The following is a 26,166-nucleotide window of genomic DNA, read 5'->3' as shown; positions in this document are numbered from 1 at the left end:
GCCATGAACACACTCGAATTGTGTTCGCGGGCAGTCGTGATCAACCGGCCGTGCACCTGCGGGTCGATGCTGAACGAGTGGATGCCGCCGCGCATCGACTGCTGCACCGGCCGGGGGTGGTCCGTCGGCAGCGCGAGGAGTTCCGGAAGCCCGGCGAGCGTGTGCGTCCAGTAGTCGAGCTGGGCGGCCAGCAGACTGTCGGGGTCGTCGGCGTTGCCGAGCACCCGGTGCTGCCAGAGCGCGAAGTCGGCGTACTGCACCGGCAGCGGCGTCCAGTCCGGTGCCTGTCCCCCGGTGCGGGCCGCGTAGGCGGTCATCACGTCCCGGGCGAGCGGGGCCATGGAGAAGCCGTCGGCGCTGATGTGGTGGACGACGATGACGAGAACGTGCTCGCCGGGATCGGTACGGAACAGGGCGGCGCGCACCGGCACCGACACGGTGACGTCGAACCCGGCGCCCGCGAGTCGCGAGATGTGCTCGGGCAGTTCTGCTTCCGTCGTCGCGATCGGCGACAGATCGGGCACCACGTCCTCGGTCGGCAGGATCACCTGGACGGGTTCGCCCTCCACCATCGGGAACCGGGTGCGCAACGACTCGTGCCGGTCCATCACGTCGGCGACGGCGTCCTGCATCGCGTCCTCGTCGAGGTCGCCCGTCAACCGCACCGCGAGCGCGATGTTGTAGGCCGGGGAGTCGAGGTCGAACTGGTTGATGAACCACATGCGCTTCTGCGCCAGCGAGACCGGCAGTCGGTCGGGGCGCACCCCGGCCACCAGCGGCGGGCGTTCGGCCCCCTGCACGGCCTCGGATTCGATCCGGGTTGCCAGGGTCGCGACGGTCGGGGCGTCGAAGATCTCCCGGACCCCGATCCGGCTGCCCAGCGCGGCGTTCACCCGCGCCACCAGCCGGGTGGCCACCAGTGAGTTGCCGCCGAGGTCGAAGAAGCTGTCGTACACACCGATCCGGGGCGCGTCGAGCAGATCCGCGAAGATCGACGCGAGGATCTCCTCGATCGGGTTCCGCGGGGTGACGAATTCTGCGGACGGGCTGAGGAACTCCGGCTCGGGCAGGGCTCCCCGGTCCAGCTTGCCGGTGGCCCCGAGCGGGAACCGGTCGAGCACGATGATCCGGGTCGGCACCATGTAGGCGGGCAGCGCCTCCGCCGCCGCGTCGCGCACGACGGCGGTGTCGATGTCGGCGCCGGCCACGGGAATCACGTAGCCGACAAGGCTTTCGCCGGTGGCCTCGCTGCGGTGCACGGTCACGACCGCCTGCGCCACCGACGGGTGCGCCAGCACGGCCGCCTCGACCTCGCCGAGTTCGATGCGCTGACCGCGGAGCTTGACCTGGAAGTCGCGGCGTCCGATGTACTCGATGTTGCCGTCGGCACGCCAGCGGACGACGTCGCCGGTGCGGTACATCCGCTGTCCCGGCGCGCCGAACGGGTTCGCCACGAACCGGTCGGACGTCAGATCGCTGCGGCCGACATAGCCGCGGGCCAGCTGGATGCCGGCCAGGTACAGCTCGCCGTGCACGCCGACCGGCACGGGGTGCAGCCGGGAGTCGAGGACGTACACCTGCGTGTTCCACACGGGCGCCCCGATCGGGACCGAGGCCCGGTCGCCTWCCGTGCACTCCCAGTAGGTGACGTCGACCGCGGCCTCCGTCGGGCCGTACAGGTTGTGCAGCGCCGCGGACCCGAATTCCCGGAACGCGTCGGCGGTGGCGGGCGGCAGCGCCTCACCACTGCAGAACACCTGGCGCAGCGAACCGCAGAGTTCCGGTTCGGCGCCTGCCGTGAACACCGCGAGCATCGACGGCACGAAGTGCATGGTGGTGACCTGGTGGTCGGCGATGATGTGGGACAGGTAGGTCGGGTCGCGGTGACCGTCCGGCGCGGCGAGGACGAGTCGCGCACCGACCTCGAGGGGCCAGAACAGTTCCCACACGGACACGTCGAACGTGACGGGTGTCTTCTGCAGCACCACGTCCGTGTGGTCCATCCGGTACGTGTCCTGCATCCACAGCAAGCGGTTCACGATCGCGCGGTGGCTGACGGCGACCCCCTTGGGACGGCCGGTCGATCCGGACGTGTAGATCACGTAGGCGGTCGAATCGGGGTGGATCGGACCGCCCCGCTCGGCGTCGGTGATCGGGGTACTCGGCCGCCGGGACAGGTTCAGGGTGTCGATCTCGATCACGGACGCACCGGCCGCGCCGTCGACGCCCTCGCACCGGTCGCGGGAGGAGGTGAGAACGCATGCGGGCTCGGCGCTCTCGATCACGTAGGCGATTCGCGAGGCGGGGTGATCGGGGTCGAGCGGAACGTACGCTGCCCCGGTCTTCTCGACCGCGTAGATCGCGATCATCAGCTCGAGTGAACGGCGCAGGGCGACGGCGACCCGGGATTCGGGTCCGACGCCGCGGGCAAGGAGTTCGCGTGCCAGCCGGTTGGCGCGGGCATCGAATTCCGCGTACAGCAGTTCCTCTTCGGCGAACACGACGGCCACGGCGTCCGGGGTCCGGGCCACCTGCGCCTCGAACAGGCTGACCAGGGTCGCCGAGTCCGGCACGGCGACGTCCGTGTCGATCCACTGCTCGAGCATCCGGTGGGTCTCGTCCGCACCGATCAGGTCGATATCGCCGACCTTCGCGTCCGAACCGGCGGTGACGGTCTCGAGCAAGGTGACGAAGCGTTCGGCCAGCGCCGTCATCGTCGGCGGGTCGAACAGTTCCGACGCGTACGAGAATTGGACGTCGATCGCACCCGGGGCGCCGGATTCCTCGGTGTGCTCGGTGAGGATGACCTGCAGGTCGAACTTGGCGGCGCCGGTCTCGAGGGCCTCGACCTCCACGTCGAGCCCGGGCAGCTCGAGCCGCGTGTTCGCGAATCCCTGCAGCACCAGCATCACCTGGAACAGCGGTGAATGTGCCTCGGAGCGGGTCGGCTTCAGTTCGTCGACGAGCCGCTCATACGGCAGATCGGTGTTGCTGAACGCCTCCAGATCCACGGAGCGGGTGTGGGAGAGGATCTCGGGGAAGCTGCGATCGGGGTCGACGGTGGTGCGCAGGACGACGGTGTTGACGAACATGCCGACAACGTCGTCGAGTTGGCGTTCGCCACGACCGGAGACCGGGGATCCGATCGACACGTCGGACGAGCCGCTCGACCGGGACAGCAGGACCGCGAGGGCGGCGTGCACCACCATGAACAGGCTGGCGTCGTTGGCGCCCGCGATCTCGAGCAGCGCGGCGTGGATGCGCGCCGGGATCGAGAAGTCGGCGGTGGCGCCGATCATCGACTGCCGGGCCGGGCGCGGCCGGTCGGTCGGCAGGTCCATGACCTCGGGGGCGCCGTCGAGGGTGCGGGCCCAGAACGCCAGTTGGCGGGCGAGGAGGCTCGTCGGATCGTCGGGGGAACCGAGCAGCTCGCGCTGCCACACCGCGAAATCGGCGTACTGCACCTCGAGCGGTGCCCACTGCGGCGTGTCGCCTGCGGCGCGGGCGTGGTAGGCCACCATCACGTCCCGGGTCAGCGGTGTCATCGACAGGCCGTCGGCGGCGATGTGGTGCACCACGAACACCAGCACGTGATCGTCGGTCGCGGTGCGGTAGAGCTCCGCCCGGATCGGCGGTTCGACGGTGACGTCGAAACCGGTTGCGGCGTCGGCGATCAGGCGGGATTCGAGCTCGTTCTCGGCCACCTCGACCGCGTCGAGGTGCGGGCTCACCTCGGCGACCGGCAGAACCACCTGAATGGGACCGTTGGGGGTGTTCGGGAACACCGTCCGCAGCGACTCGTGCCGGGCGAGGACGTCACTCACCGCGGTCCGCAGCGCGTCCACCTCGAGCGTGCCGCGCAGCCGGATGCCGACGGGAATGTTGTATGCGGGCGAGGCCGTGTCGAGCTGGTTGATGAACCACATCCGTTGCTGCGCCAGCGACACCTGCACCGGGCCGGACCCGGCCCGCGGAGCGAGCACGGGGCGGGCGGAGGTGCGGGGCCCGAGAACGTCGACGCGGGCACTGAGCAACGCGACGCTGGGCGCCTCGAACAGATCGAGCACCCCGATCTCCGTGCTCAGGGCCGCGTTGACCCGGGACACCACGCGAGTCGCGACGAGGGAGTCGCCGCCCAGGTCGAAGAAGCTGTCGTCGACGCCGATGCGCTCGACTCCCAGAAGCGCCGCGAACACCTCCGCGATCTGCATCTCGGTCGGGGTCACCGGCGCCCGGTAGACGGTGGAGGTGGCCTCGAACTGCGGTTCCGGCAACGCCTTCCGGTCGAGTTTGCCCGCCGGGGTCAGCGGGACCTCGCGGAGCACCATCACCCGGGCGGGCACCATGTGCGCGGGCAGCGCGGCCGCGGCGTGCTCGAGGATGTCGCCGACGACGATGTCCGTCCCGCCCTCGGGGAGCACGTACGTCACCAGCACGGTGTCGCCGGACGGTGCGGTCCGTCCGACCGTGGTCGCGAACGCCACACTCGGATGCGAGCGGACGACGGCGTCGATCTCGCCGAGTTCGATGCGGAACCCGCGGATCTTCACCTGGAAGTCGGTGCGGCCCAGGTATTCCAGCTGTCCGGCAGCGTTCCACCGTGCCAGGTCGCCGGTGCGGTACATCCGCTCGCCGGGCGCCCCGTGGGGGTCGGCGACGAACCGTTCGGCCGTCGGGATCGACCGATTGTGGTACCCGCGTGCCACACCGTCACCGGTGATGTACAGCTCACCGGGGACCCCTTTCGGGACGGGGTGCAACCGCGAATCGAGCACCAGCAGAGCGCAACCGCGGGACGGGCGGCCGATCGTCACCGGTTCACCGACCGTCAACGGTCCGGCCACGCTCGCGACGACGGTGGCCTCGGTCGGGCCGTATGCGTTGAACATGACCCGCCCCGGCGCCCACTGCGCCACCAGCGCAGGAGGACAGCTCTCACCACCGGTGACGACGCACCGGATGTGGTCGAGGCCGGTCGGATCGACGGATGCCAGCGCGGCGGGGGTCACGAACGCGTGCGTCACCCGTTCCCGACGCAACAGGTCCGCGAGTTCGGTACCGCCGTACACCGTCGACGGCGCCACCACCATCGTGGCGCCGGCACCCACCGCGAGAAGCAGTTCCAGGATGGACGCGTCGAAACTCGGTGAGGAGAAGTGCAGGGTGCGGGACTCCGCGGTCACGGCGAACCGCTGCCGCTCGTCCTCGGCGAAATTGGCCAGGCCGATGTGAGTGACGACGACACCCTTGGGTGTGCCGGTGGAACCGGACGTGTAGATCAGGTAGGCCGGATCCGCGGTCCGCAGCGGCCGCAGGCGGTCGGGGTCGGCGACCGTGCCGGCCGCGTGCTGCGCCAGGTCCCGGCCGAACGACGCGTCGTCCATCACGAACCACGGCGTGATCTCCGGCAGCGACGACCGGTGCGCCGCCACGGTGAGACCGACGACCGCACCGGAATCGGTGAGCATGTGCTCGATGCGATCGGRCGGATAGTTCGGGTCGACCGGGACGAACGCGGCCCCGGACTTCGCGACCGCCCAGGTGGCCAGCACCGATTCGATCGACCGCGCGATCGCCAGCGCCACAACCGAACCCGGTCCCACACCGTGTCCGATCAGCATGCGGGCGAGACGGTCCGACTGCGCGTCGAGTTCGGGGTAGGTCAGGGTGCGTCCCTGGTAGACGAGGGCGTCCCCGTCGCCGCCCGCCTCGACGGCGCGCGCGAGCAACGCGGGCAGCGTGCGGGGCTCGACCGACGGTTCGTCGCGGACCGGCGCGAGTTCCGCGTATTCGACCTGCTCGAGGAGGTCGACGTCCCCGATCGGTGCGGCGGGGTCCGCCGTCACCGTCTGCAGGATGCGAACGAAGCGCGCGGCCAGGGCCTCCGCGCCGGCGCGGTCCCACACGTCCGTCGCGAACCGCAACCGGCCGATGATGCCGCCCGTCTCCGATTCGGTGAGGGAGAACACGAGATCCAGCCCCAGCGCGCGGTGTTCGCGCTGGATCGGGCTGACCGTCACGTCCCCGGACGAGTAGTGCGGATGGCCACCGTCGGTGAATTCGAGCATCACCTGGAACAGCGGGGCGTGCGAGGGATCGGATTCGGCCCCGAGGGTGGCGACGAGATCGTCGAAGGGCAGCGCCGCATGCGCGAACGCGGCCCGGTCGGCGTCCCGGACCCGGCTCAGGTGGTCGACGAACGACGTTGCGGTGTCCACCTGCGACCGCAGGACGGTCTTGTTGAAGAATGCTCCGGCTTCCGGGTCGTCGGAGTCGGAAGCCTCGCGCCCGACGACCGGCGTTCCGATCACGACGTCGTCGGTGTCGCCCAGCCGGCCCAGGAGTACGGCCAGCGCGGCGTGCAGCGTGGTGAAGATCCCGGTGCCCGCCTCCTCGGCAAGCAGTGCCGCGCGGCGCTGCACGTCCGCGTCGACGGCGAACCCGACGACCTCGCCGGCCCCGGCCCGCTCAACCGGACGCGGCCGATCCAGTGGCAGTGCCGTCACCTCCGGCAGGCCGGCCAACTCCCGCTTCCAGAACGCGAGCTGGGCCTCCCGCTCGAGGAACCGCGCGCCGAGGCGCGCACTCTCGGCGTGAATGTCGGCGGTCCGTGTCTGCGGCTCGGCCGTGACGAACTCCTCGACCAGTTCCACGAACCTGCGGTGGTGGGCGCGCAACTCCTCCGAGCCGTACCGGTTGGGGTTGCCGCGGAAATCGAGGAGCGTCTGCCCGTCACCGCTCTGATAGATGTTGACCAGCAGGTCGTCCACCGGGCCCGATGTCACGATGTGGTACTCGCCCGTGACCGTGCCGAGAGTGAACGCCTGGTGGAACAGCATGACGTTCACCATCGGGCCGGCGAGGCCCTCCGCGGTCCCGGCGAGCCCGGCATCGCGGCGGATGTCCTCGAGGCTGCACCGCTGATGGCGCAGCGCACCCATCAGTTCGAGCTGCGTTCGCTGCACGAGCTCGGCCACCGTGTCCTCCGGGCGGACGGTGATCCGCAGCGGGGCGACGTTGACGAGCATGCCACCGGACCGCTGCAACGGCGCCGTGGTGCGCGCCGACACCGGCAGGTTGATGAGCACGTCCCGCTTGCCCGTCATCCGGGACAGATAGCAGGCGAACCCGGCGAGCAGTACCGCCGCCGACGTGGCGCCGACCCGCTGATCCGACTCTCCGAGGAAACCCAGTGCGGTGTCGGAGATCTTCGCGCTCTCGAGCCGGCTCTTCGCCGCCGCGGGCGCGTCGTGGGTGGCGAGCGTCGACCCGTGCTCGATGCCGACAATGCGTTCGGCCCAGTACAACCGGTCGTTCTCGAAGCGGCTCGACGCCCGGTACTTCTGGTCCAGCTCGTAGAGGTCGCGCAGATCCAGCGCACGGTTCGGTTCCGGTTCGGTGCCCTCGACCGCCGCCGTGTACAGCGCCGCGATCCGGTTCACCATGGTCATACCGCTGTATCCGTCGAGCGCGACGTGGTGAATCCTGGTGTACCACAGGTAGTGCTGCTCACCGACCTGGAGAACGTTCATCTCGACGAGCCGGTCCCGGGTGAGCCGGAGCGGCGTCGCGTAATCCTCGTCGATCCACACCTGCGCGGCAGCCATCGGGTCGGACTCGCCCCGGAAGTCGAGGAATCCGATCGACGGGTCGATGCTGAAATCGACCGCCTGGTAGGGCTCCCCGTCGACGTCCAGCAGTCGCAGGAACGGCGACTGGAACTCCTGACCCGCCCGGACCGCCGCATCGCTCAACAGGTCCAGGTCGATCTCGCCCCGCAACTCGATGTACTGGGCGATGAACTTCGGAACGGTGGGGCTCAGTTGTTGGGCGAACCACATGCTGCGTTGCACCGAGGAGAGCGGGAAGGCCCCTTCGGGAACGTTCACATCTTCGGCGCCGTTATTCGGCTGCGGCGAATTCACACTCGTCATCTCGTTCCCCCAGCGGGTAGAAGACCTTGGATGCGCAAGTCCTGCGCGTGAGACGGACCAACCGACGCCGGTCTCCCACGCTGTACTGATCGTGCTGTACGCGTGGGCTCGGCGTGCGTCGATTCGTGATGTTCGTTTCGGAATCGCCATCGACGGGCGACGGTCGGACCGGTCGAGCAGAGTGCGTCCTACGCTCCCCCGCCTCTGTCCGAGGCTCAGCGGAAGCGTTCGGCCTCACGTGCGAGTTGCACGAGGTCGGCGCACAGAGACTCCACCTCATGGGCCGCCGCACCTTCGGCAACGGCTGTCGCCACGTCCTCGGCGGCACATCGAACCTGGAAAACCCGGTCGACCATGGCGGAGGCTTCCTCCGAGGTGAGCACCACCGCATCGGCGGGGATGCTCGTGCCCTTGACCTGGTTGCGCTGCTCGTATGCGCGCTGCCGGCAGGATTGGCGGCAGTACCGGCGGCGCCGCCCCATCCCTGTCTCGGCCACTTCCCGGCCGCACCACACACAGGAATCGGGTCTGCGGGAGGCGCCGGTCATGGTCAACCACCTTACTGCGCGGCGCCTCGAGGCCCGCCCGGTAAGATGTCGAGGTTGCATCTGCGCGGCGTGCGGGAACCAATCGGGAGGCCGTGGCGTTGTAGATGAGTGTGAACGCTTGGTTCTGGTCCAGGCGTACTCGCGCGGAGACGATCGAGGAGAGGACACAACCATGGCAGATCGCGTACTTCGAGGAAGTCGACTCGGAGCGGTGAGCTACGAGACCGACCGTGACCACGACCTCGCGCCCCGTCGGATGGCCAAGTACCGGTGCGACAACGGTGAGGTCTTCGACATTCCCTTCGCCGACGATGCCGAGATTCCCGGCACGTGGCTGTGCCGTAACGGCCTCGAGGGAACCCTGGTCGAGGGCACTGCGCCCGAGGCCAAGAAGGTCAAGCCGCCGCGTACCCACTGGGACATGCTGCTCGAACGCCGTTCCAAGGAGGAACTGGAGGAGCTGCYGAAGGAGCGCCTCGACCTGCTGAAGGCGAAGCGCCGCGGAGCCTGACACAGGCAACCGAACCGTACGAACGCCGTCTCGGCTCTGCCGGGGCGGCGTTCGCCGCGTCCGGGGAGACTGCGACCCCGGCTTCGGCGCGGACGGGGTGTTCGACACGGACAAGCTTCTGTTCGTCACTGGGCTGGTCACCGTCTCGACAGGACTCATCCAAGTACTCCGATCTGCTGAACGCGGGCGCGTTACATTCCGAGCACACAAAGCACCGAGCGTCACGCCCCGAACACGCAGTCGAAGAAACCACGTATGACCGACCTCTCGGGCTTCCGTACCATTTGAGAGGTAGGTCACATGACCGCTCTCAATCTACTATTCGGTACCGCGGAGTCWAGGGTTTGGTCTTCTCTTCGGGTAAATCTCACACCTGGGGTATGAAATCGGCACCCCGAAACCACGACCGGTCGGGCGTCCACGACATTCGGGGTGGTCAACCGCTCGTTTTCCGTACAACCACTCACATTTCGTGGTATTCCCCCATCACCGCCCAAACCAAACCTTCCGGTCTGTCGGGCGGTGATGCGGTCAGCGCACCGAGTGCGGCCGGTTCGCGCTGTCGTCGGGATCGCTGTCCCTGCCGGTGTCGGGCGCGGCGTGCCGCGGCCGAGGATGCGAACGCTCGAGGTGCGGTGCGATCGCGGCGAGAGCAGCCGGCGTCGTCATCGTCCAGTGCGTCGCGTCCACCGGATGCTCGTCGATGCTCCCGCGCACGAACTGGCCCCAGCAGGTCACCGGGTCCACGTGGAAACCGTCGTCCAGGGCGGCGGTGAAGAACACCAGATCGCCGTCGAACACCCTCGGCCGGTGTGCGTCGATCAGTGCGGGGGCTCGCAGCGCATTGCCGTAGATCCGTTCGAGTTCCGAAGCGGTCAGCGCCGCCAGCGGCCCTCCGACGACCCGCAGCAGTGCCGCCGCCCGCTCGGCGTCGAACTGTCCGTCCGGCGCGAGTTCGTCGAGCACGCTGTCGTCCGGGAGGTCCAGGCCGACACCGCCGAGAAGATCCGCGGTGGTCGCGGAATTCTCCACGCTGCGGTCGATCCCGACATAGCTGTCGAGGAGCCCCAGCAGACGCACCTCTTCACCGGCGTCCTGCAACTGCACGGCCATCTCGTGAGCGATGACCCCGCCCAGCGACCACCCCACCAGGTGGTACGGGCCGTGCGGCTGGACCGAACGGATCTCCCGGACGTAGCGGGCCGCGAAGTCGGTGATCGTCTCCAGGTGCGGCTCGTCCTCGGTCAGCGCGGGCGACTGCAGCCCGTAGATCGGCCGGTCCTGGGTCAGCTCGCGGCCGAGCCCCGCATAGCTCCAGGCGAGCCCGATGAACGGATGGACACAGAACAGCGGCTCCGCCGTCCCTCTCGTGCGGATCGGGAGCAGCACGTCGAGTGACGCACCGGCACCGTCCACCCCGTCGTTCGTCCACTTCTGGATGCGTTGTCCCAGCGACTGCGGGGTGGGGTCGCTGAACATCCATTGCAGCGGGAAGTCGATTCCCAGCTCGGACCCGAGCGCGGATGCGACCCGGGTGGCGATCAGCGAGTTGCCCCCGAGGTCGAAGAAGCTGTCCGTCACTCCCACGCGGTCGATGCCGAGCACGTCGGCGAACACCGTCGCGACAGCACGCTCGGCCGCCGTTCGCGGCGCCTGGTACTCGTCGGCCGCCGACCGGACGGCCGGTGCGGGCAGGGCCTTGCGGTCGAGTTTGCCGTTCACCGACAGCGGCAGGGTGTCGAGGTGCAGGACGCGCGCCGGGATCATGTACGACGGGACGCGGGCCGACAGGTATGCACGCACGTCGGACCAATCGGCCGCGCGCCGGCCCACCAGGTACGCCACCAGCGCTTCCTCGCCGCGGTCGTCGCGGTGCACCACCACGACCGCCTGCGACACGTCCGGATGGGTCTCGAGCGCGGTTTCGATCTCCCCCAACTCGATCCGCTGACCGCGCAACTTCACCTGGAAATCGGTACGACCCAGATACTCCAGCGCACCATCGGTGCGGCGACGCACCAGATCCCCCGTGCGGTACATCCGCCCACCCGCCACATGCGGATTCGCCACGAACCGATCCGCCGACAGATCCGCCCGGTTCAGATATCCCCGCGCCAGCTGATCCCCCGCCAGATACAACTCCCCCGCCACCCCGTTCGGCACCGGATGCAACCGGGCATCGAGCACATGCACCTGCGTGTTCCACACCGGACGCCCGATCGGCACCGTCACCGTGTCCGCCGCACCGSTCTCCCAGTACGTGACGTCGACCGCGGCCTCCGTCGGCCCGTACAAGTTGTGCAGATCGGCACCACTGACCGCCCGGAACCGCGACACCTGCTCCGGCGTCAACGCCTCACCCGAACAGAACACCAACCGCAACGAATCACACACCGCCACAGCAGGTTCGGCAGTGAACACCGACAGCATCGACGGCACGAAATGGGTGGTCGTCACGTGACGTTCCTGCATCAGCCCTGTCAGATACCGCGGATCGCGGTGTCCGTCCGGCGCGGCGATCACCAGGGAGGCTCCCACCTGCAGCGGCCAGAACAGCTCCCACACCGATACGTCGAACGTCACCGGAGTCTTCTGCAGAACGACGTCCGCACTGGTCAGGGTGTATTCGTGCTGCATCCACAGCAGGCGGTTCACGATCGCACCGTGGGTGACCGCGACGCCCTTCGGCCGGCCCGTCGACCCGGACGTGAAGATCACGTACGCCGTGTTCGCCGGGGACAGCGGCCACAGCCGGTCCGCATCGGTGACGGGCGAGTCGTCGAAGCCGGAGAAATCCTCGGACGCGACGTCGATGACGGGGACCGATCCGCCGCCGGGGAGTCCGGCACCGCTGACCAGGACACATGCCGGCCGTGCGGTGTCGAGTACATACGCGGTGCGCTCGGCCGGATGGTCCGGATCCACCGGCAGGTACGCGCCACCGGCCTTCACGACGGCGTAGATCGCGACGAGCAGATCGATCGACCGGCGCATCGCGACCGCCACCACCGACTCGGGGCCGACGCCCTGCTCGATCAGTCCGCGCGCCAGCCTGTTCACGCGGGCGTCGAAGTCGGCGTACGTCAACTCGTCCCGGTCGAAGATCACCGCGATCCGGTCGGGGTCCGCCGCGACCCTCGTGTCGAACAGCGACGCCAGGGTCCCGGCGGGCACCTCGTGCGATGTCGCGTTGGTGCCGGCGATCTGCTTCCGTTCGCCGCTGCCGAGGACATCGATGTCGCCGACCGCGGTGTCCGGACTGTCGGCGGCCGCCCGCAGAATCTGCAGGAACCGCTGTCCGAACACGTGCATGGACGGCTCGTCGAACAGGTCGGAGGCGTACGTGAGGCGGGCCGCGATCCCGTCCGGACTTCCCGCCGAGTCGAACTGCTCCATCAGGGTGAGCTGCAGGTCGAACTTGGCGATGTCGACGTCGAAGTCGACGCCGCTCATCGACAGGTCACCCAGTTGAAGTGTCGCCTGGTCGAGGTTCTGGAACGTGAGCATCACCTGGAACAGGGGATGCCGCCCGGTGGACCGCGACGGATTGACGACCTCTACGAGGCGCTCGAACGGGACGTCCGCGTGGGAGAAGGCGGCGAGATCGGTCTCGCGCACGTCGGCGACCAGTTCGGCGAAGGTCCGGCCTCCGTCGACCTGCTGGCGCAGGACCAGCGTGTTGACGAACATCCCGATCAGGTCGTCGAGTTCGCGTTCGCCTCGGCCCGCGACGGGGGTGCCGATGGCGATGTCCCCGGTGCCGGAGAGTCGGCTCAGCAGCACCGCGAGCGCCGAGTGCACGAGCATGAACAGGGACGCGTTCGCGTCCCGCGCCGTACCCAGGAGCGTGCCGTGCAGGTCGGCCGGCACGGCGAAGTCGACGGTGCCGCCCCGGTACGACGCGACCGCGGGACGCGGGCGGTCGGTGGGCAGGTCCAGCTGATCCGGTGCGCCCGCGAGGGTCTGCGTCCAGAACGCGAGTTGCCGTGCCGACACCGATTCGGGATCGGCCTCGTCGCCGAGAAGCGCCCGCTGCCACAGCGCGTAGTCGGCGTACTGCACCGGCAACGGCGCCCAGTCGGGCGTGGTGTCCGCCGACCGCGCCGCGTACGCCGTCATCACGTCCCGCACCATCGGTGCCATCGACCAGCCGTCGCCGGAGATGTGATGGACCACCAGGGCGAGAACGTGTTCCGTCGGAGAGATGCGGAAGATCCGCACCCGCACCGGAACCTCCGTGGTGACGTCGAATCCGGTGGTCACCAGGCCGGCGATCTGAGCGGGCAGCGCAGCCTCGTCCGTCGCGACGACGGACAGCTCGCCCCCTACCCGGTCGACGGGCAGGATCACCTGGTGCGGGCCGTCCGCGGAGTCCGGGTACACCGTCCGCAGCGACTCGTGCCTGCGGACGACGTCGGCGACCGCATGCTGCAGTGCGTCGACGTCCAGCGCGCCCGACAGGCGAACCGCCGCGGGAATGTTGTGCACCGCGGAGTTCGGGTCGAACCTGTTGAGGAACCACATCCGGCGTTGCGCCGACGACAGCGGAATCCGTTCGGGGCGCACCGCCGGTGTCAGCGCCGGGCGGGCGGGTGCGGTCGCCTCGATCGAATCCAGTAGTGCCGCCAGGGCGGCGACGGTGGGCGCCTCGAACAGGGTTCGAATCTCCACGCGGCGCCCGAGCCGCTCGGACAGCCGGGCGACCACCCGGGTGGCGACGAGGGAGTTGCCACCGAGGTCGAAGAAGTTCGCGGCGGCACCGACCTGGTCGACGCCGAGCACGTCGGCGAACACGGCGGCAACCGCTTCCTCCGTGGGCGTCGCGGGAGCGCGATATTCGTCTGTCGCCGAGGCGAAGTCGGGCGCAGGAAGGGCCTTGCGGTCGAGTTTGCCGTTCGAGGTCAGGGGTAGTTGCGCGAGCACGACGAGGGCGGCGGGCACCATGTAGCTCGGCACCGCCGCGCCGACAGCGGCGAGAACCGCAGCGGAGTCGACGGCGGCGCCGTCCTCGGGGACGACGTACGCGATCAGGGCGGTCCCGGTGTGCGGGTGCTGGTGGGCGACGACGACGGCCTGCCCCACCGCCGCGCTCGACACCAGGGCGGACTCGATCTCGCCGAGTTCGATGCGGAACCCGCGAACCTTCACCTGGAAGTCGGAGCGCTCGAGGTACTCGAGGACACCCCTGCTGTCCCGGACGCGCCAGCGGACCACGTCGCCGGTGCGGTAGAGCCGCGAACCGGATGCGCCGAAGGGGTTGGCCACGAAGCGTTCGGCCGTCAGATCCGCGCGAGCGACGTAGCCGCGGGCCAGTTGCTCACCGGCCAGGTACAGCTCACCCGCCACCCCGACGGGGACCGGGTTCAGCCGGGCATCCAGCACGAACACCTGCGTGTTCCACTCGGGTCCGCCGATGGGAACGGTGTCGATGTCGCCGGCGGTGTGTGTCCAGGCGGTCACGGACACGGCGGCCTCGGTGGGCCCGTACAGGTTGTGCAGCGCGACGGTCCCGAACCGGCGGCGGAAGCGGGCGGCGGTGTCGACGGGCAGCGCCTCGCCGATGCACAGCACCCGCCGCAGGGCCGGCTGCTCCCCGGCATCCGCCAGGAAGGCCTCCAACAGGGACGGCACGAAATGTGCTGTCGTGACGCACTGCTGACGCATCAGGTCCGCCAAGTAGGCCGGGTCGCGGTGACCGTCCGGGCGGGCGATGACCAGTCGGGCGCCCGTGGTCAGCGGCCAGAACAGTTCCCACACCGACAGGTCGAACGTGACGGGTGTCTTCTGCACGACGGCGTCGGTGGTGTCGAGCGGGTATTCGTGCTGCTTCCAGCGGAGTTGGTTCGCGATGGCGGCGTGAGTCACGGCGACCCCCTTGGGGCGGCCGGTGGACCCGGACGTGAAGATCAGGTACGCCGTGTTCTCCGGCCGCAGCGGGGCGAGGCGATGCGCATCGGTCACCGGTTCGCGGGGCGAGCCGGCGAGGTCGAAGCTGTCGATCTCGATGACCGGGACGTTCACGGAGGCGAACCCGTCCGAGGACGTGGTGAGGATGCACGCCGGGCGTGCGGTCGCGAGCACGTAGGCGAGTCGGTCGGCCGGATGGGTGAGATCGATCGGCAGGTACGCGCCGCCGGCTCGCAGCACCGCGTACATCCCGACCAGCAGTTCGATCGACCGGTTCATCGCCAGTCCCACCACGGATTCCGGTCCCACCCCGCGAGCGATCAGCCGGTGGGCGAGGGCGTCGACACGGCGGTCGAACTCTGCGTACGTCAGTTCGGTGCCCTCGAAGAACACCGCGGCCTTGTCGGGGGTGCGCGACACCTGGGCGGAGAACAGTTCGGCGAGCGTCGTCGGCTGCAGATCGACGCCGCTGTCGTTGAAGTCGGCGAGGACCGACTGCCGTTCGGGGCCGTCGAGGAGGTCGATGGCCCCGACGGCCACGTCCGGATCCTGTACGACCGACTCGAGGACGCGGGTGAAGCGTTCCGCGAACGCCCGCACGGTGGATTCGTCGAAGAGGTCGATGGCGTAGGTGAACTGGGYCTCGATCACGTCCGGGGATCCGTCGGCGTCGTGCTTCTCCGACAGTGTCAGGTGCAGATCGAAGTTGGAGATCGTGTTCGGTACGTCGAGTCCCTCGACGTGCAGTCCGGGAAGCTCGAGCGTGGTGGTGGCGAGGTTCTGGAACGAGAACGCGACCTGGAACAGCGGGTGGTGCGCGCGGGACCGGGCCGGGTTCAGCACGTCGACGAGGCGCTCGAACGGAATGTCGGAGTGCGCGAACGCATTCAGATCGACAGACCGCGCGTCGGCGAGGCTGTCGGCGAACGAACTCGCGAGGTCCACGTGGGTGCGCAGCACCAGGGTGTTCACGAACATCCCGACGAGTTCGTCGAGGGATTCCTCACCGCGGCCGGCGATGGGTGCGCCGACGGCGATGTCGGACTCGTTGCTCAGTCGCGCGAGAAGCACCGCGAGCGCGGTGTGCATCACCATGAACAGGGACGTGTTCCGGCCGCGGGCGAGCGCCAGCAGGGCGCGGTGGGTGCCGGCGCCGATGGTGAACGGCACGTGCGCGCCCCGGTGCGACGCGACCGCGGGACGGGGACGGTCGGTCGGCAGGGACAGCCGGTCCGGCAGACCCTCCAGTGTGCGGGTCCAGTAGGCGATCTGAGCGGCGGCGACAGATTCGGGATCGGCCTCGTCGCCGAGGAGTTCCCGCTGCCACAGGCTGTAGTCGGCGTACTGCACCGGCAGCGGCGTCCAGCGGGGAACGTGTCCCTCGGCGCGGGCGGTGTAGGCGAGCATGACGTCGCGGGCCAGCGGGGCGAGCGACCAGCCGTCACCCGAGATGTGGTGGGCGACCATCACGAGCACGTAGTCGTCGGCGCCGACGCGGTACATCCGGGCCCGCAGGGGCACGTCCGCGGTCACGTCGAAGCCCGTCGTGACGAGTGCGAGCACCCGCTCGAGGGCGTCGTCGGGGTGCGCCGTCACCGGTGTCAGGTCGGGCACCGCGTCCCCGGCGGGCACGATCACCTGGTGCGGACCGTCGGCGGAGTCGGGATAGACGGTGCGCAGCGCCTCGTGCCGCCCGACGAGATCGGCGATCGCGATCTGCATGGCACGCAGGTCCACCTCGCCCGACAGCCGGAGCGCGACCGGCAGGTTGTAGGCGGGCGATGCGGTGTCGAACTGGTTGATGAACCACATCCGCTGCTGGGCGAGCGACAGCGGAATGTGTTCGGGCCGGGGCTTCGCCGTCAGCGCGGGGCGCCGCACACTGTGGGCGGTGGTCTCGGTGATACGTGCCGCGAGCGCGGCCACGGTCGGCGACTCGAACACTTCACGGACCCCGACGTGGACGTCGAGTGCCGCGTTGATCCGCGACACCACCTGGGTGGCGAGCAGCGAGTTGCCGCCGAGGTCGAAGAAGCTGTCGTGGATGCCGATCTCCGGCAATGCGAGGATGTCCGCGAAGATACCGGCGACGATCACCTCCATCGGGTTCCGCGGTGCCTCGAATGTCGTGGCCGCGGCGGCGAAGATCGGCTCGGGCAGCGCGGCCCGGTCGAGCTTGCCCGCCGGGGTGAGCGGCAGGGCGTCGAGGAGGGTGACGGAGGCGGGAACCATGTAGGCGGGCAGGGTGCGTCCGACGAAGTTCGCGACCTCGACCCGGTCCACGTCTTCACCGGTGAACGGCAGCACGTACGCGACGAGGGAGGTCTCCCCGTTCGGGTGCTCGTACCCGATCGTGGTGGCGTACTCGATCTGCGGGTGTGCGGTGAGCGCGGCATCGATCTCGCCGAGTTCGATCCGGAATCCGCGGATCTTCACCTGGTGGTCGGTGCGGCCGACGAAATCGAGGACGCGGTTCTCCCGCCACCGGACGAGGTCGCCGGTGCGGTACATCAGGTCGCCGGGCTCGCCGTACGGGTCGGCGACGAAGCGTTCGGCGGTCAGTCCCGGCCGTCCGAGGTAGCCGCGGGCGAGGCTCGGGCCTCCGACGTACAGTTCGCCCGGCACACCCACCGGCACGGGGCGCAGCCGGCCGTCCAGCACGAGTGCCCGCACTCCGCGGCTCGGGCCGCCGATGGTGACCGGTTCGCCGGCGCGGAGGGGTTCGGTGATGGACGACATGATCGTCGCCTCGCTGGGGCCGTACGCGTTGACCATGCGACGCCCGGGCGCCCAGCGGGCGACCAGTTCCGGTGGGCACACGTCACCGGCGACCACGACCACGGCGAGGTCGTCGAGCCCGTGATGGTCCACCGACGCCAGCGCCGCCGGAGTGGAGAACGCATGGGTGACGTGTTCCGCGGCGAGCAGTTCCGCGAGTTCCGATCCGCCGTAGATCGTGGGCGGGGCGATGACCATCGTGGCTCCCGCGCCGAGTGCCATCAGCATCTCGAACACCGAGGCGTCGAAACTCGGGGACGCGAAATGCAGTGTCCGCGAACGGGAGGTGACCCCGAGGAGCTCACGCTCGTCGGTCACCAGATTGATCAGACCGCGATGCGTGACTGCGACTCCCTTGGGCCGGCCGGTGGACCCCGACGTGTAGATGACGTACGCCACCTGGTCGGACAGGATCGGGCGCATGCGGTCGCGGTTGGTGAGCGGCAACCGGGATTCGTGGGTGCAGCGCACCTCGACCGCCGGGTCGTCGAGGAGCATCCAGCGGATCGAGTCCGGGAGCAGATCCTGTTTCGCGGACACGGTGATCCCGACCATCGCCCCGGAGTCCTGCACCATGTGCAGAATGCGGTCCGCGGGATAGCCGGGGTCGACGGGCACGAACGCGGCACCGGTCTTGGCCACCGCCCACACGGCCACCACGGATTCGACGGACCGCGGCAGTGCCAGCGCGACCCGGGTTTCGGGTCCCACTCCCCTGTCGACGAGCAACCGGGCCAGCTGATTCGACCGTTCGTCGAGGTCCCGGTACGTGAGGCTCTCTTCGTCGAAGACGACGGCGGGTCCGTCCGGTGCCGCGGCGACGGCGTCGGCGAGGATCTCGGGCAGCATCTGCACCGGTCGCGGGTCGGCGCCGCGCACCGGGGTGAGCGCCGCGTATTCCTCGWCGCCGAGGACCGGAATGTCACCGATCGGCCGCTGCGGGTCGGCGACGACCGCCTCGAAGATCCGCCGCAGCCGGGTCGCGTACTCGGCGGCGGTGCTCTCGTCGAAAATGTCTGTCGCGTAAACCAGTTCGGCGTCGATGCCGGCGCCCTCGGAGGCGGCGTCGAGCCGCTCGGTGAGCGTGAAGTGCAGGTCGAACTTCGCGATGCTCGCGTCGAGGGTGATCGGCTCCACCGACAGCCCGTCCAGTTCGAGTCGGTCGGCGGAGACCGCCTGCACGCCTAGCGCCACCTGGAACAGCGGGTGGTGCGAGGTGGAGCGGACCGGGCTGAGTACCTCCACCAGCCGCTCGAACGGCAGRTCCGCGTGGGCGAACGCCTCGAGGTCGACATCCCGGGCCTGTTCGAGCAGCGACACGAACGACGCCCCCGGGTCCAGCGTCGTGCGCAACACGAGGGTGTTGACGAACATGCCGATGATGTCGTCGAGTTCCACCCGGCCGCGACCGGCGATCGCCGTGCCGACGGTGATGTCGGAGCTGGTGCTGAGCCGGCCCAGCAGGACGCTGAGCGCGGCGTGGGCGACCATGAAGATGCTGGCGCCGTGCGCGCGTGCCAGCTCGGCCAGGGCCCGGTGCGTGTCCGCGTCCAGGGTGAAACGCGTTGCCGCACCCCGATGCGACGGAACGGCCGGCCTGCCCCGGTCGCCCGGCAGGTACAGCTGGTCCGGGACACCGGCGAGTGTCCGGGTCCAATACTCGAGCTGGGCGGCGGCGAGGCTGCCCGGGTCGGATTCGGCGCCGAGCACCTCCCGCTGCCACAGCGCGTAGTCGGCGTACTGCACCGGCAGCGGTGCCCAGGTGGGCGCACGGCCTGCCGCGCGGCTCGAGTACGCGATCATCACGTCCCGGATCAGCGGTTCCATGGACACGCCGTCGGCAGAGATGTGATGGACGACGAGAGCGAGCACGTGCTCGGTGTCGCCGAGCGAGTACACCTTCACCCGCAGTGGCACGGCTTGGGAGACGTCGAAGCCGGTCAGCAGGAACTGCTCGAGATCCGCGCGTAGCCCGGTCTCGTCCACGCGGACCGGTGCGGCGTCGGGGGTGAACTCTCCGGGTTCGAGGATCACCTGGTGCGGTCCGCCCCGGGAATCGGGGAAGACGGTCCGCAGCGATTCGTGCCGGGTGATCAGATCGTCGATCGCCGCGGCCAGCGCCGCTGTGTCCAGCGGTCCGGTGAGCCGGACCGCGGCGGGCAGGTTGTATGCGGGCGAGGACGTTTCGAACTGGTTGAGAAACCACATCCGCTGCTGCGCGAGTGAGAGGGGGATCCGGTCGGGGCGGACCGCCGCCGTCAAGGGTGCGATCGCCGTGGTCGGACCGTGCCCGTCGAGTCGCCCGGCCAGGGCCGCGACGGTGGGGGCGTCGAACACGTCGCGGATGGCGACGCGTGTCTCCGTCGCGACCCCGATGCGGGTGCTGAGCTTGGTGGCGGACAGGGAGTTGCCGCCGAGTTCGAAGAAGTTGTCGTCGACACCGACCCGGGGGACGCCGAGGAGTTCGGCGAAGATTCCGGCGACGATGCGTTCCGACTCGGTGCGTGGCGCCGTGTACTCCGCCTTCACGGTGAACACCGGCGCGGGCAACGCGTTCTGGTCGACCTTCCCGTTCGGTGTCAGCGGTAGTTCCGCCAGCGTGATCAGCAGCGACGGAATCATGTAGGAGGGCAGGCTGCCCGCCGCCTCGGCGAGGACGGCGTCCCGGTCCAGTGTGCTTCCGCGCCGCGGCACGACGTACCCGACGAGGTGATCGCCGGTGTGCGGGTCCGAATGCGGGACGACGATCGCCTGGTCCACGTCTTCGTGCCGAAGCAGTGCCGACACGATTTCGCCGAGTTCGATACGGAATCCGCGGACCTTCACCTGGAAGTCGGTGCGCCCGAGGTACTCGAGCCGGCCGTCCGCGTTCCAGCGGACGAGGTCGCCGGTGCGGTACAGGCGCGCGCCCGACGTGGAGAAGGGGTCGGCGACGAACCGTTCGGCGGTGAGGTCGGGGCGGCCCAGGTATCCGCGGGCGAGCTGGACTCCACCGAGGTACAGCTCTCCCGCGACACCGACCGGAACCGGACGCAGGCGGCCGTCGAGGACGAGGGTGCTGGTGTTCCAGACGGGCAGACCGATCGGGACGGTGTCGGAGTTGTCGGACCGCGCCGCGAAGAAGGTGGTGGTCACCGCCGCCTCGGTGGGTCCGTACGTGTTGTCGATTTCCGCGGGATGGGACGCCCGGAAGTCGTCGATCGTCTCCGGCGACACTGCTTCGCCGCCGACCAGCACCTGCCGCAGCGCGGGCAGGTCGTCGAGCCCGGGGATGGACGTCACGGCCGCCAGCATCGCCGGCACGAAGTGCACGACGGTGACGCCGTGTGCGCGGAGGACGTCCGTGAGGTACTCGGGGTCGCGGTGCCCGTCGGCTTCGGCGACGACGAGCCGCGCGCCGGAGACGAGCGGCGCGAAGCACTCCCACACCGACACGTCGAACGTCACCGGGGTCTTGAACAGCATGGTGTCGGCGGTGCTCAGCGCGTACTGCGCACGCAGCCACTCGAGTTGCGCCGCGATCGCCGCATGGGAGACGGCAACCCCCTTGGGCCGTCCCGTGGAACCGGACGTGAAGAGGACGTACGCCGTGTTGTCCGCGCGCAGCGGTGCGACGCGTTCGTCGTCGCGGATCGGCTCCGCACCGAACTCTGCCGGGTCCGCGTCTGCGGGGACGATCGCCCGCACCCCGTACCGTGTCGTCCCGGTCTGTGCGAGCAACGCGCTGCTCGTGAGCACCACGGACGCGCCGGACTGTTCGACGATGTCGCTGTTGCGCTGCRCCGGTTGACCGGGATCGAGTGGGGTGTAGGCGCCGCCTGCCCTCACCACGGCGTGGACGGCGACGAGCAGGTCGAGCGACCGCGGGATCTCCACCGCCACCACGACATCGGGTCCCACGCCGTCGCCGATGAGCCTGCGCGCGAGGCGGTTCGCCCGAGCATCGAACTCGGCGTAGGTCAGTGCCTCGTCGTGCCAGAGCACCGCGGGGGCGTCCGGTGTCGTCCGTGCCTGGTCGTCGAGGAGACCGGCGAGGGTGCGCTGCGCCGTGTCCCGGGTCGCGCCGTGTGACAGGGCGAGCAGACCCAGCCGGGCATCGTCGCCGAGCAGGTCGAGGTCGCCGACCGTGGTTCGAGGATCGTGGGTCACTTCGATCAGGACCCGGAGGAAGGACTCGCCGATCCGCAGTGCGGTGTCCTCGTCGAAGAGGTCCTTGGCGTAGCCGAGCTCGAGATCGAGACCGGTCGGGTTCCCCTCCTCGTCGTGGCGTTCGCCGAGCACGAAGTTGAGATCGAACTTGGCGATCGGCGATTCGATCTCGAGTGCGGACACCTCCAGTCCCGGCAGTTCGAGCGTCGGGGTCTGCAGGTTCTGCAGTGCGAGCGCCACCTGGAACAGCGGGTGGAACGCGGTGGAACGGGTCGGGTTGATCGCGTCGACCAGCTGCTCGAACGGCACGTCGACGTGGGAGAACGCCTCGAGGTCGACGCGCCGGACCTGCTCGAGCAGTTCGGCGCCCGTCGATTCCGGTTGCACGTCGGTGCGCAGCACCAGGGTGTTGACGAACATGCCGACGAGTCCGTCGAGGGACTGCTCCCCGCGACCCGCGACGGATGTTCCGATCGCGACGTCCGGGCCGGCCCCGATCCGGGACAGGAGCGCGGCGAGCGCGGTGTGGACGACCATGAACAGGCTGGCGTGGTGGGTGCGCGCCACGTCCAGCAGTCGCAGGTGGCTGTCGCCGCCCAGGGCCAGTCGTACCGTGCCGCCGAGGTTCGACGGAGCGGGCGGTCGGGGGCGGTCGGTGGGTAGATCCACCTGATCCGGCAGACCGGCGAGTGTTCGCTTCCAGTAGGCGATCTGGCCGGCGGCCAGCGACTGCGGATCGTGCTCGTCGCCCAGCAGTTGCCGCTGCCACACGGCGTAGTCCGCGTACTGCACCGGCAAGGCGTTCCAGGCCGGGGCGTCACCGGCGGTCCGGGCCGCGTAGGACGTCATGACATCGGAGGCGAGGGGGATGAACGACCAGCCGTCCGCCGAGATGTGGTGGACGACGAACAGCAGGATGTGCTCCGAGCGGCTCTCGCGGAACAGGTGGACCCGCAGCGGGACGTCGATGGTGACGTCGAACCCGGCGGACGCGTGCCGCAGGATCGCACCGCTGAGGTCTTCACCGGACAGGCGTGACGGCGTCAGATCGAGGGAGATCGACTCCACCGGGACGATCACCTGATGCGCCCCGGTCTCGGTCGCCGGGTAGACGGTGCGCAGCGCCTCGTGCCGTTCGAGGACGTCGCCGAGCGCCGCACGCAGGGTCGCGACATCGATCCGGCCGGACATGCGCAGCGCGAGCGGGATGTTGTACGCGGCCGAGGAGGTGTCGAACTGGTTGAGGAACCACATGCGTTGCTGTGCCGGCGACAGCGGGATCGTCGCGGGCCGCTCACCGGCGACGAGGGCAGGCCGCTCGACCGTCGTCTCGGACAGCGCGGCGATGGCAAGTGCGCGCACGGTGGGGTTGTCGAACAGGGTGCGGACGGAGATACGTCTACCCAGCGCCGCACCGACCCGGGAGACGACCTGGGTGGCGGACAGCGAGTTGCCGCCGAGGTCGAAGAAGTTGTCGTCCAGCCCGATCGACGGCTCCCCCACCACGTCGGCGAAGACGGCGGCGATCGCCTGCTCGGCCGGGGTCTGCGGCGCCGTGAACTCATTGCGGCGCGCGAAGACCGGTGTGGGCAGTGCGTTGCGGTCCAGTTTCCCCGCCGGAGTCAGCGGCAACGAATCCAACACCATGATCGCCGACGGCACCATATACCCCGGCAACCGCTCCCCCACGAACTCCGCGAGCGCACGGGTTTCGACCTCAGTTCCAGGCGCCGAAAGCACATACGACACCAGCCGACTACTCCCACCCCCGTCGTCGAACCCGACCGTATGGGCGAACTCCACCACCGGATGCGCCGCCAACACCGCATCGATCTCACCCAACTCGATCCGGAACCCCCGAATCTTCACCTGAAAATCACTACGCCCCAAAAACTCCAAAACCGGAGGCCCGTCCGAGGCGGCCACCCACCGGACCACATCACCCGTGCGATACATCCGCCCACCCGCACCGAACGGACACGCCACGAACCGCCCCGCCGTCAACCCGGCCCGATGCACATACCCGCGCGCCAAACTGGAACCGAGGACGTAGAGTTCGCCACGCACCCCGGCCGGGACCGGACGCAACCGCTGATCCAGCACCACCAGATCCACACCCACCGTCGGCGACCCGATACTCACCGGCCGCCCAGGCACCAACGGACCGGTCGCCGACGACATGATCGTCGTCTCACTCGGACCGTACGCATTGACCATCACCCGGCCCGGCGCCCACCGCGACACCAACTCCGGCGGACACACATCACCCGCCACCACCACCGTCTTCAGACGGTCCAGACCACGGTGATCGAGCGACGCCAACGCCGCCGGCGTGCAAAACGCATGCGACACCCCATGTTCGGCAAGGAACTCCGCCAACTCCGAGCCACCGAAAATCGTGGTCGGCGCCACCACCAGCGTCGCCCCCGCACACACCGCCATCACCAACTCGAACACCGACGCATCGAAACTCGGCGACGCGAAATGCAACACCCGCGACCCCACGGACACGCCAAGGCGATCCCGCTCATCCGCCGCCAGATTCACCACACCCCGATGCGTGACCGCCACACCCTTCGGCCGACCCGTCGACCCCGACGTATAAATCACATACGCCGGATGATCCACCGACAACACACCCGTGCGGTCCGAATTATCCAGGGGCTCCGAGGAGTACGAGGCCAGACCCTCGACCACTGCGTCGTCGTCGAGGACGATCCAGTGCGTRCCCTCCGGCAGACCMTCCCGCAACGCGGCCGTCGTCACACCGATCGGCGCACCACAATCCTCGAGCATGAACGCGATCCGGTCAGCCGGATARCTCGGATCCACCGGAACGAACGCCGCCCCCGWCTTCGCCACCGCCCASACACTGGACACGGACTCGACCGACCGCGGCARSGCCARCGCSACGGAAACCTCSGGRCCGACCTGGAGGTCGATCAGGAGACGCGCGAGCCGGTTCGACATCTCGTCCAGTGCGCGGTAGCTCAGGGCGACGGCGGACGTCCCGTACCCGGGTGCGACGAGGGCATCCCCGTCCGGGTTGCTGCGGACGGCGCCGGCCAGCAAGTCCGGCAGCGTGACGGGCGCGAATCCGGGCCTGCCCGCTGCCGGGACGAGAGCTGCCCGTTCGGTGTCGTCGAGCAGGTCGAGATCACCGACGGCGGTGCCCGGGTCGGAGATCACGGCCTCGAGAATCCGCTGCAGCCGCCACGCGAAGTCGCGGACGGTGGACTCGTCGAACAGGTCGGTGGCGTAGGTGAATTCGGCACGGATCCCGGACAGCCCACCGGTGTCGTCGAGATTCTCGCCCAACGTCAACTGCAGATCGATCTTGGCGACCCCCGGGTCCACGTCCTCGACGCCGATCCGCAATCCCGGCAGTTCGTACGCGTCCGCCTGTCCCGGGTTCATCGACAGCGCAACCTGGTAGATCGGGTGATGCGCCGGGGTGCGCGCCGGGGCGAGCACGTCGACCAGCCGCTCGAACGGAACGTCAGCGTGGGCGAACGCTGCGAGGTCGGTGTCGCGCACCGTRTGCAGCAACTCGGCGAAGCTGTTTCCGCTGCGCACCGCTGTGCGCAGGACGAGGGTGTTGACGAACATGCCGACCAGGTCGTCGAGAGCGCGTTCGCCGCGTCCGGCGATCGGGGTGCCGATCGCGACGTCGTCGGTGGCCGACAGACGGCCCAGGAGCAGCGCGAACGCGGCGTGGGCCACCATGAATGTGGTGGCCCCGTGTTCCCGGGCCAGACGCTGAATGCCGCGGTGGGTTTCGGGATCGATGCTGAAGCCCACCGATCGCCCGGCGAACGTCGGCTGAGCCGGACGCGGCCGGTCGAAGGGCAGGCGCAGTTCGTCGGGCGCGCCGTCGAGTGTTCGCGTCCAGTATCCGAGTTGGGTGGTCATGACGGATTCGGCGTCGTCCTCGCTGCCGAGCACCTCCCGCTGCCACACGCTGAAATCGGCGTACTGGACCTCGAGCGGCGCCCACTGGGGGGCGTGCCCCTGCGCACGGGCCGCGTAGGCAACCATGACGTCGCGGCCGAGGGGTCCGAACGACCAGCCGTCGGCCGCGATGTGGTGCAACGAGATCGCCAGGACGTGCTCGGTGGGCGCCGTGCGGAACAGCGTGGCCCGTACCGGTGTCTCCGCGGTGACGTCGAATCCGCGGGACGCGAACGCCACCATTCGGCCGGGGAGGTCGGTTTCGGTGACGTCGACCGGCTGCAGTGTCACGGAGACGTCGGAGGCGGGCAGCACGATCTGTTCGGGGCTACCCTCACCGTCCGGGAACACCGTGCGCAGCGACTCGTGACGTTCGACGACGTCGTCG

4 protein-coding genes are annotated in these 26,166 nt (G+C 69.3%); 1 reads left to right on the top strand and 3 read right to left on the bottom strand.

From position 1 onward, the window contains the following. A partial coding sequence (locus AC1D1G_RS23315; RefSeq protein ID WP_477953846.1) for an amino acid adenylation domain-containing protein occupies window positions 1–7,934 on the bottom strand: 7,934 nt, incomplete at its 3' end. A 215-nt stretch (window positions 7,935–8,149) separates the two neighbouring features. Then, window positions 8,150–8,482, bottom strand: coding sequence for a hypothetical protein (locus AC1D1G_RS23310; protein ID WP_005246337.1), 333 nt, complete (start codon window positions 8,480–8,482; stop codon window positions 8,150–8,152). A gap of 172 nt (window positions 8,483–8,654) precedes the next feature. Between AC1D1G_RS23310 and AC1D1G_RS23305 the strand changes: the two genes are divergently transcribed. Continuing rightward, window positions 8,655–8,993: an RNA polymerase-binding protein RbpA gene (locus AC1D1G_RS23305; protein ID WP_477953844.1), complete on the top strand. Its 339-nt coding sequence runs from the start codon at window positions 8,655–8,657 to the stop codon at window positions 8,991–8,993. Between the two features lie 531 nt (window positions 8,994–9,524). Here the strand turns inward: AC1D1G_RS23305 and AC1D1G_RS23300 are convergent. After that, on the bottom strand, window positions 9,525–26,166 hold a 16,642-nt coding region (locus AC1D1G_RS23300), incomplete at its 5' end, for a non-ribosomal peptide synthetase (protein WP_477953842.1).

Source organism: Rhodococcus sp. P3_B8 (genome assembly GCF_056402775.1).
Note: the sequence above shows the minus strand (reverse complement) of the source record. Positions and strands in the feature narration are given on the sequence as shown.

Bases quoted from the DNA above. Each gene is read 5' to 3' on its own strand.
- AC1D1G_RS23310 (WP_005246337.1), bottom strand. From the start codon at position 8,482: ATGACCGGCGCCTCCCGCAGACCCGATTCCTGTGTGTGGTGCGGCCGG.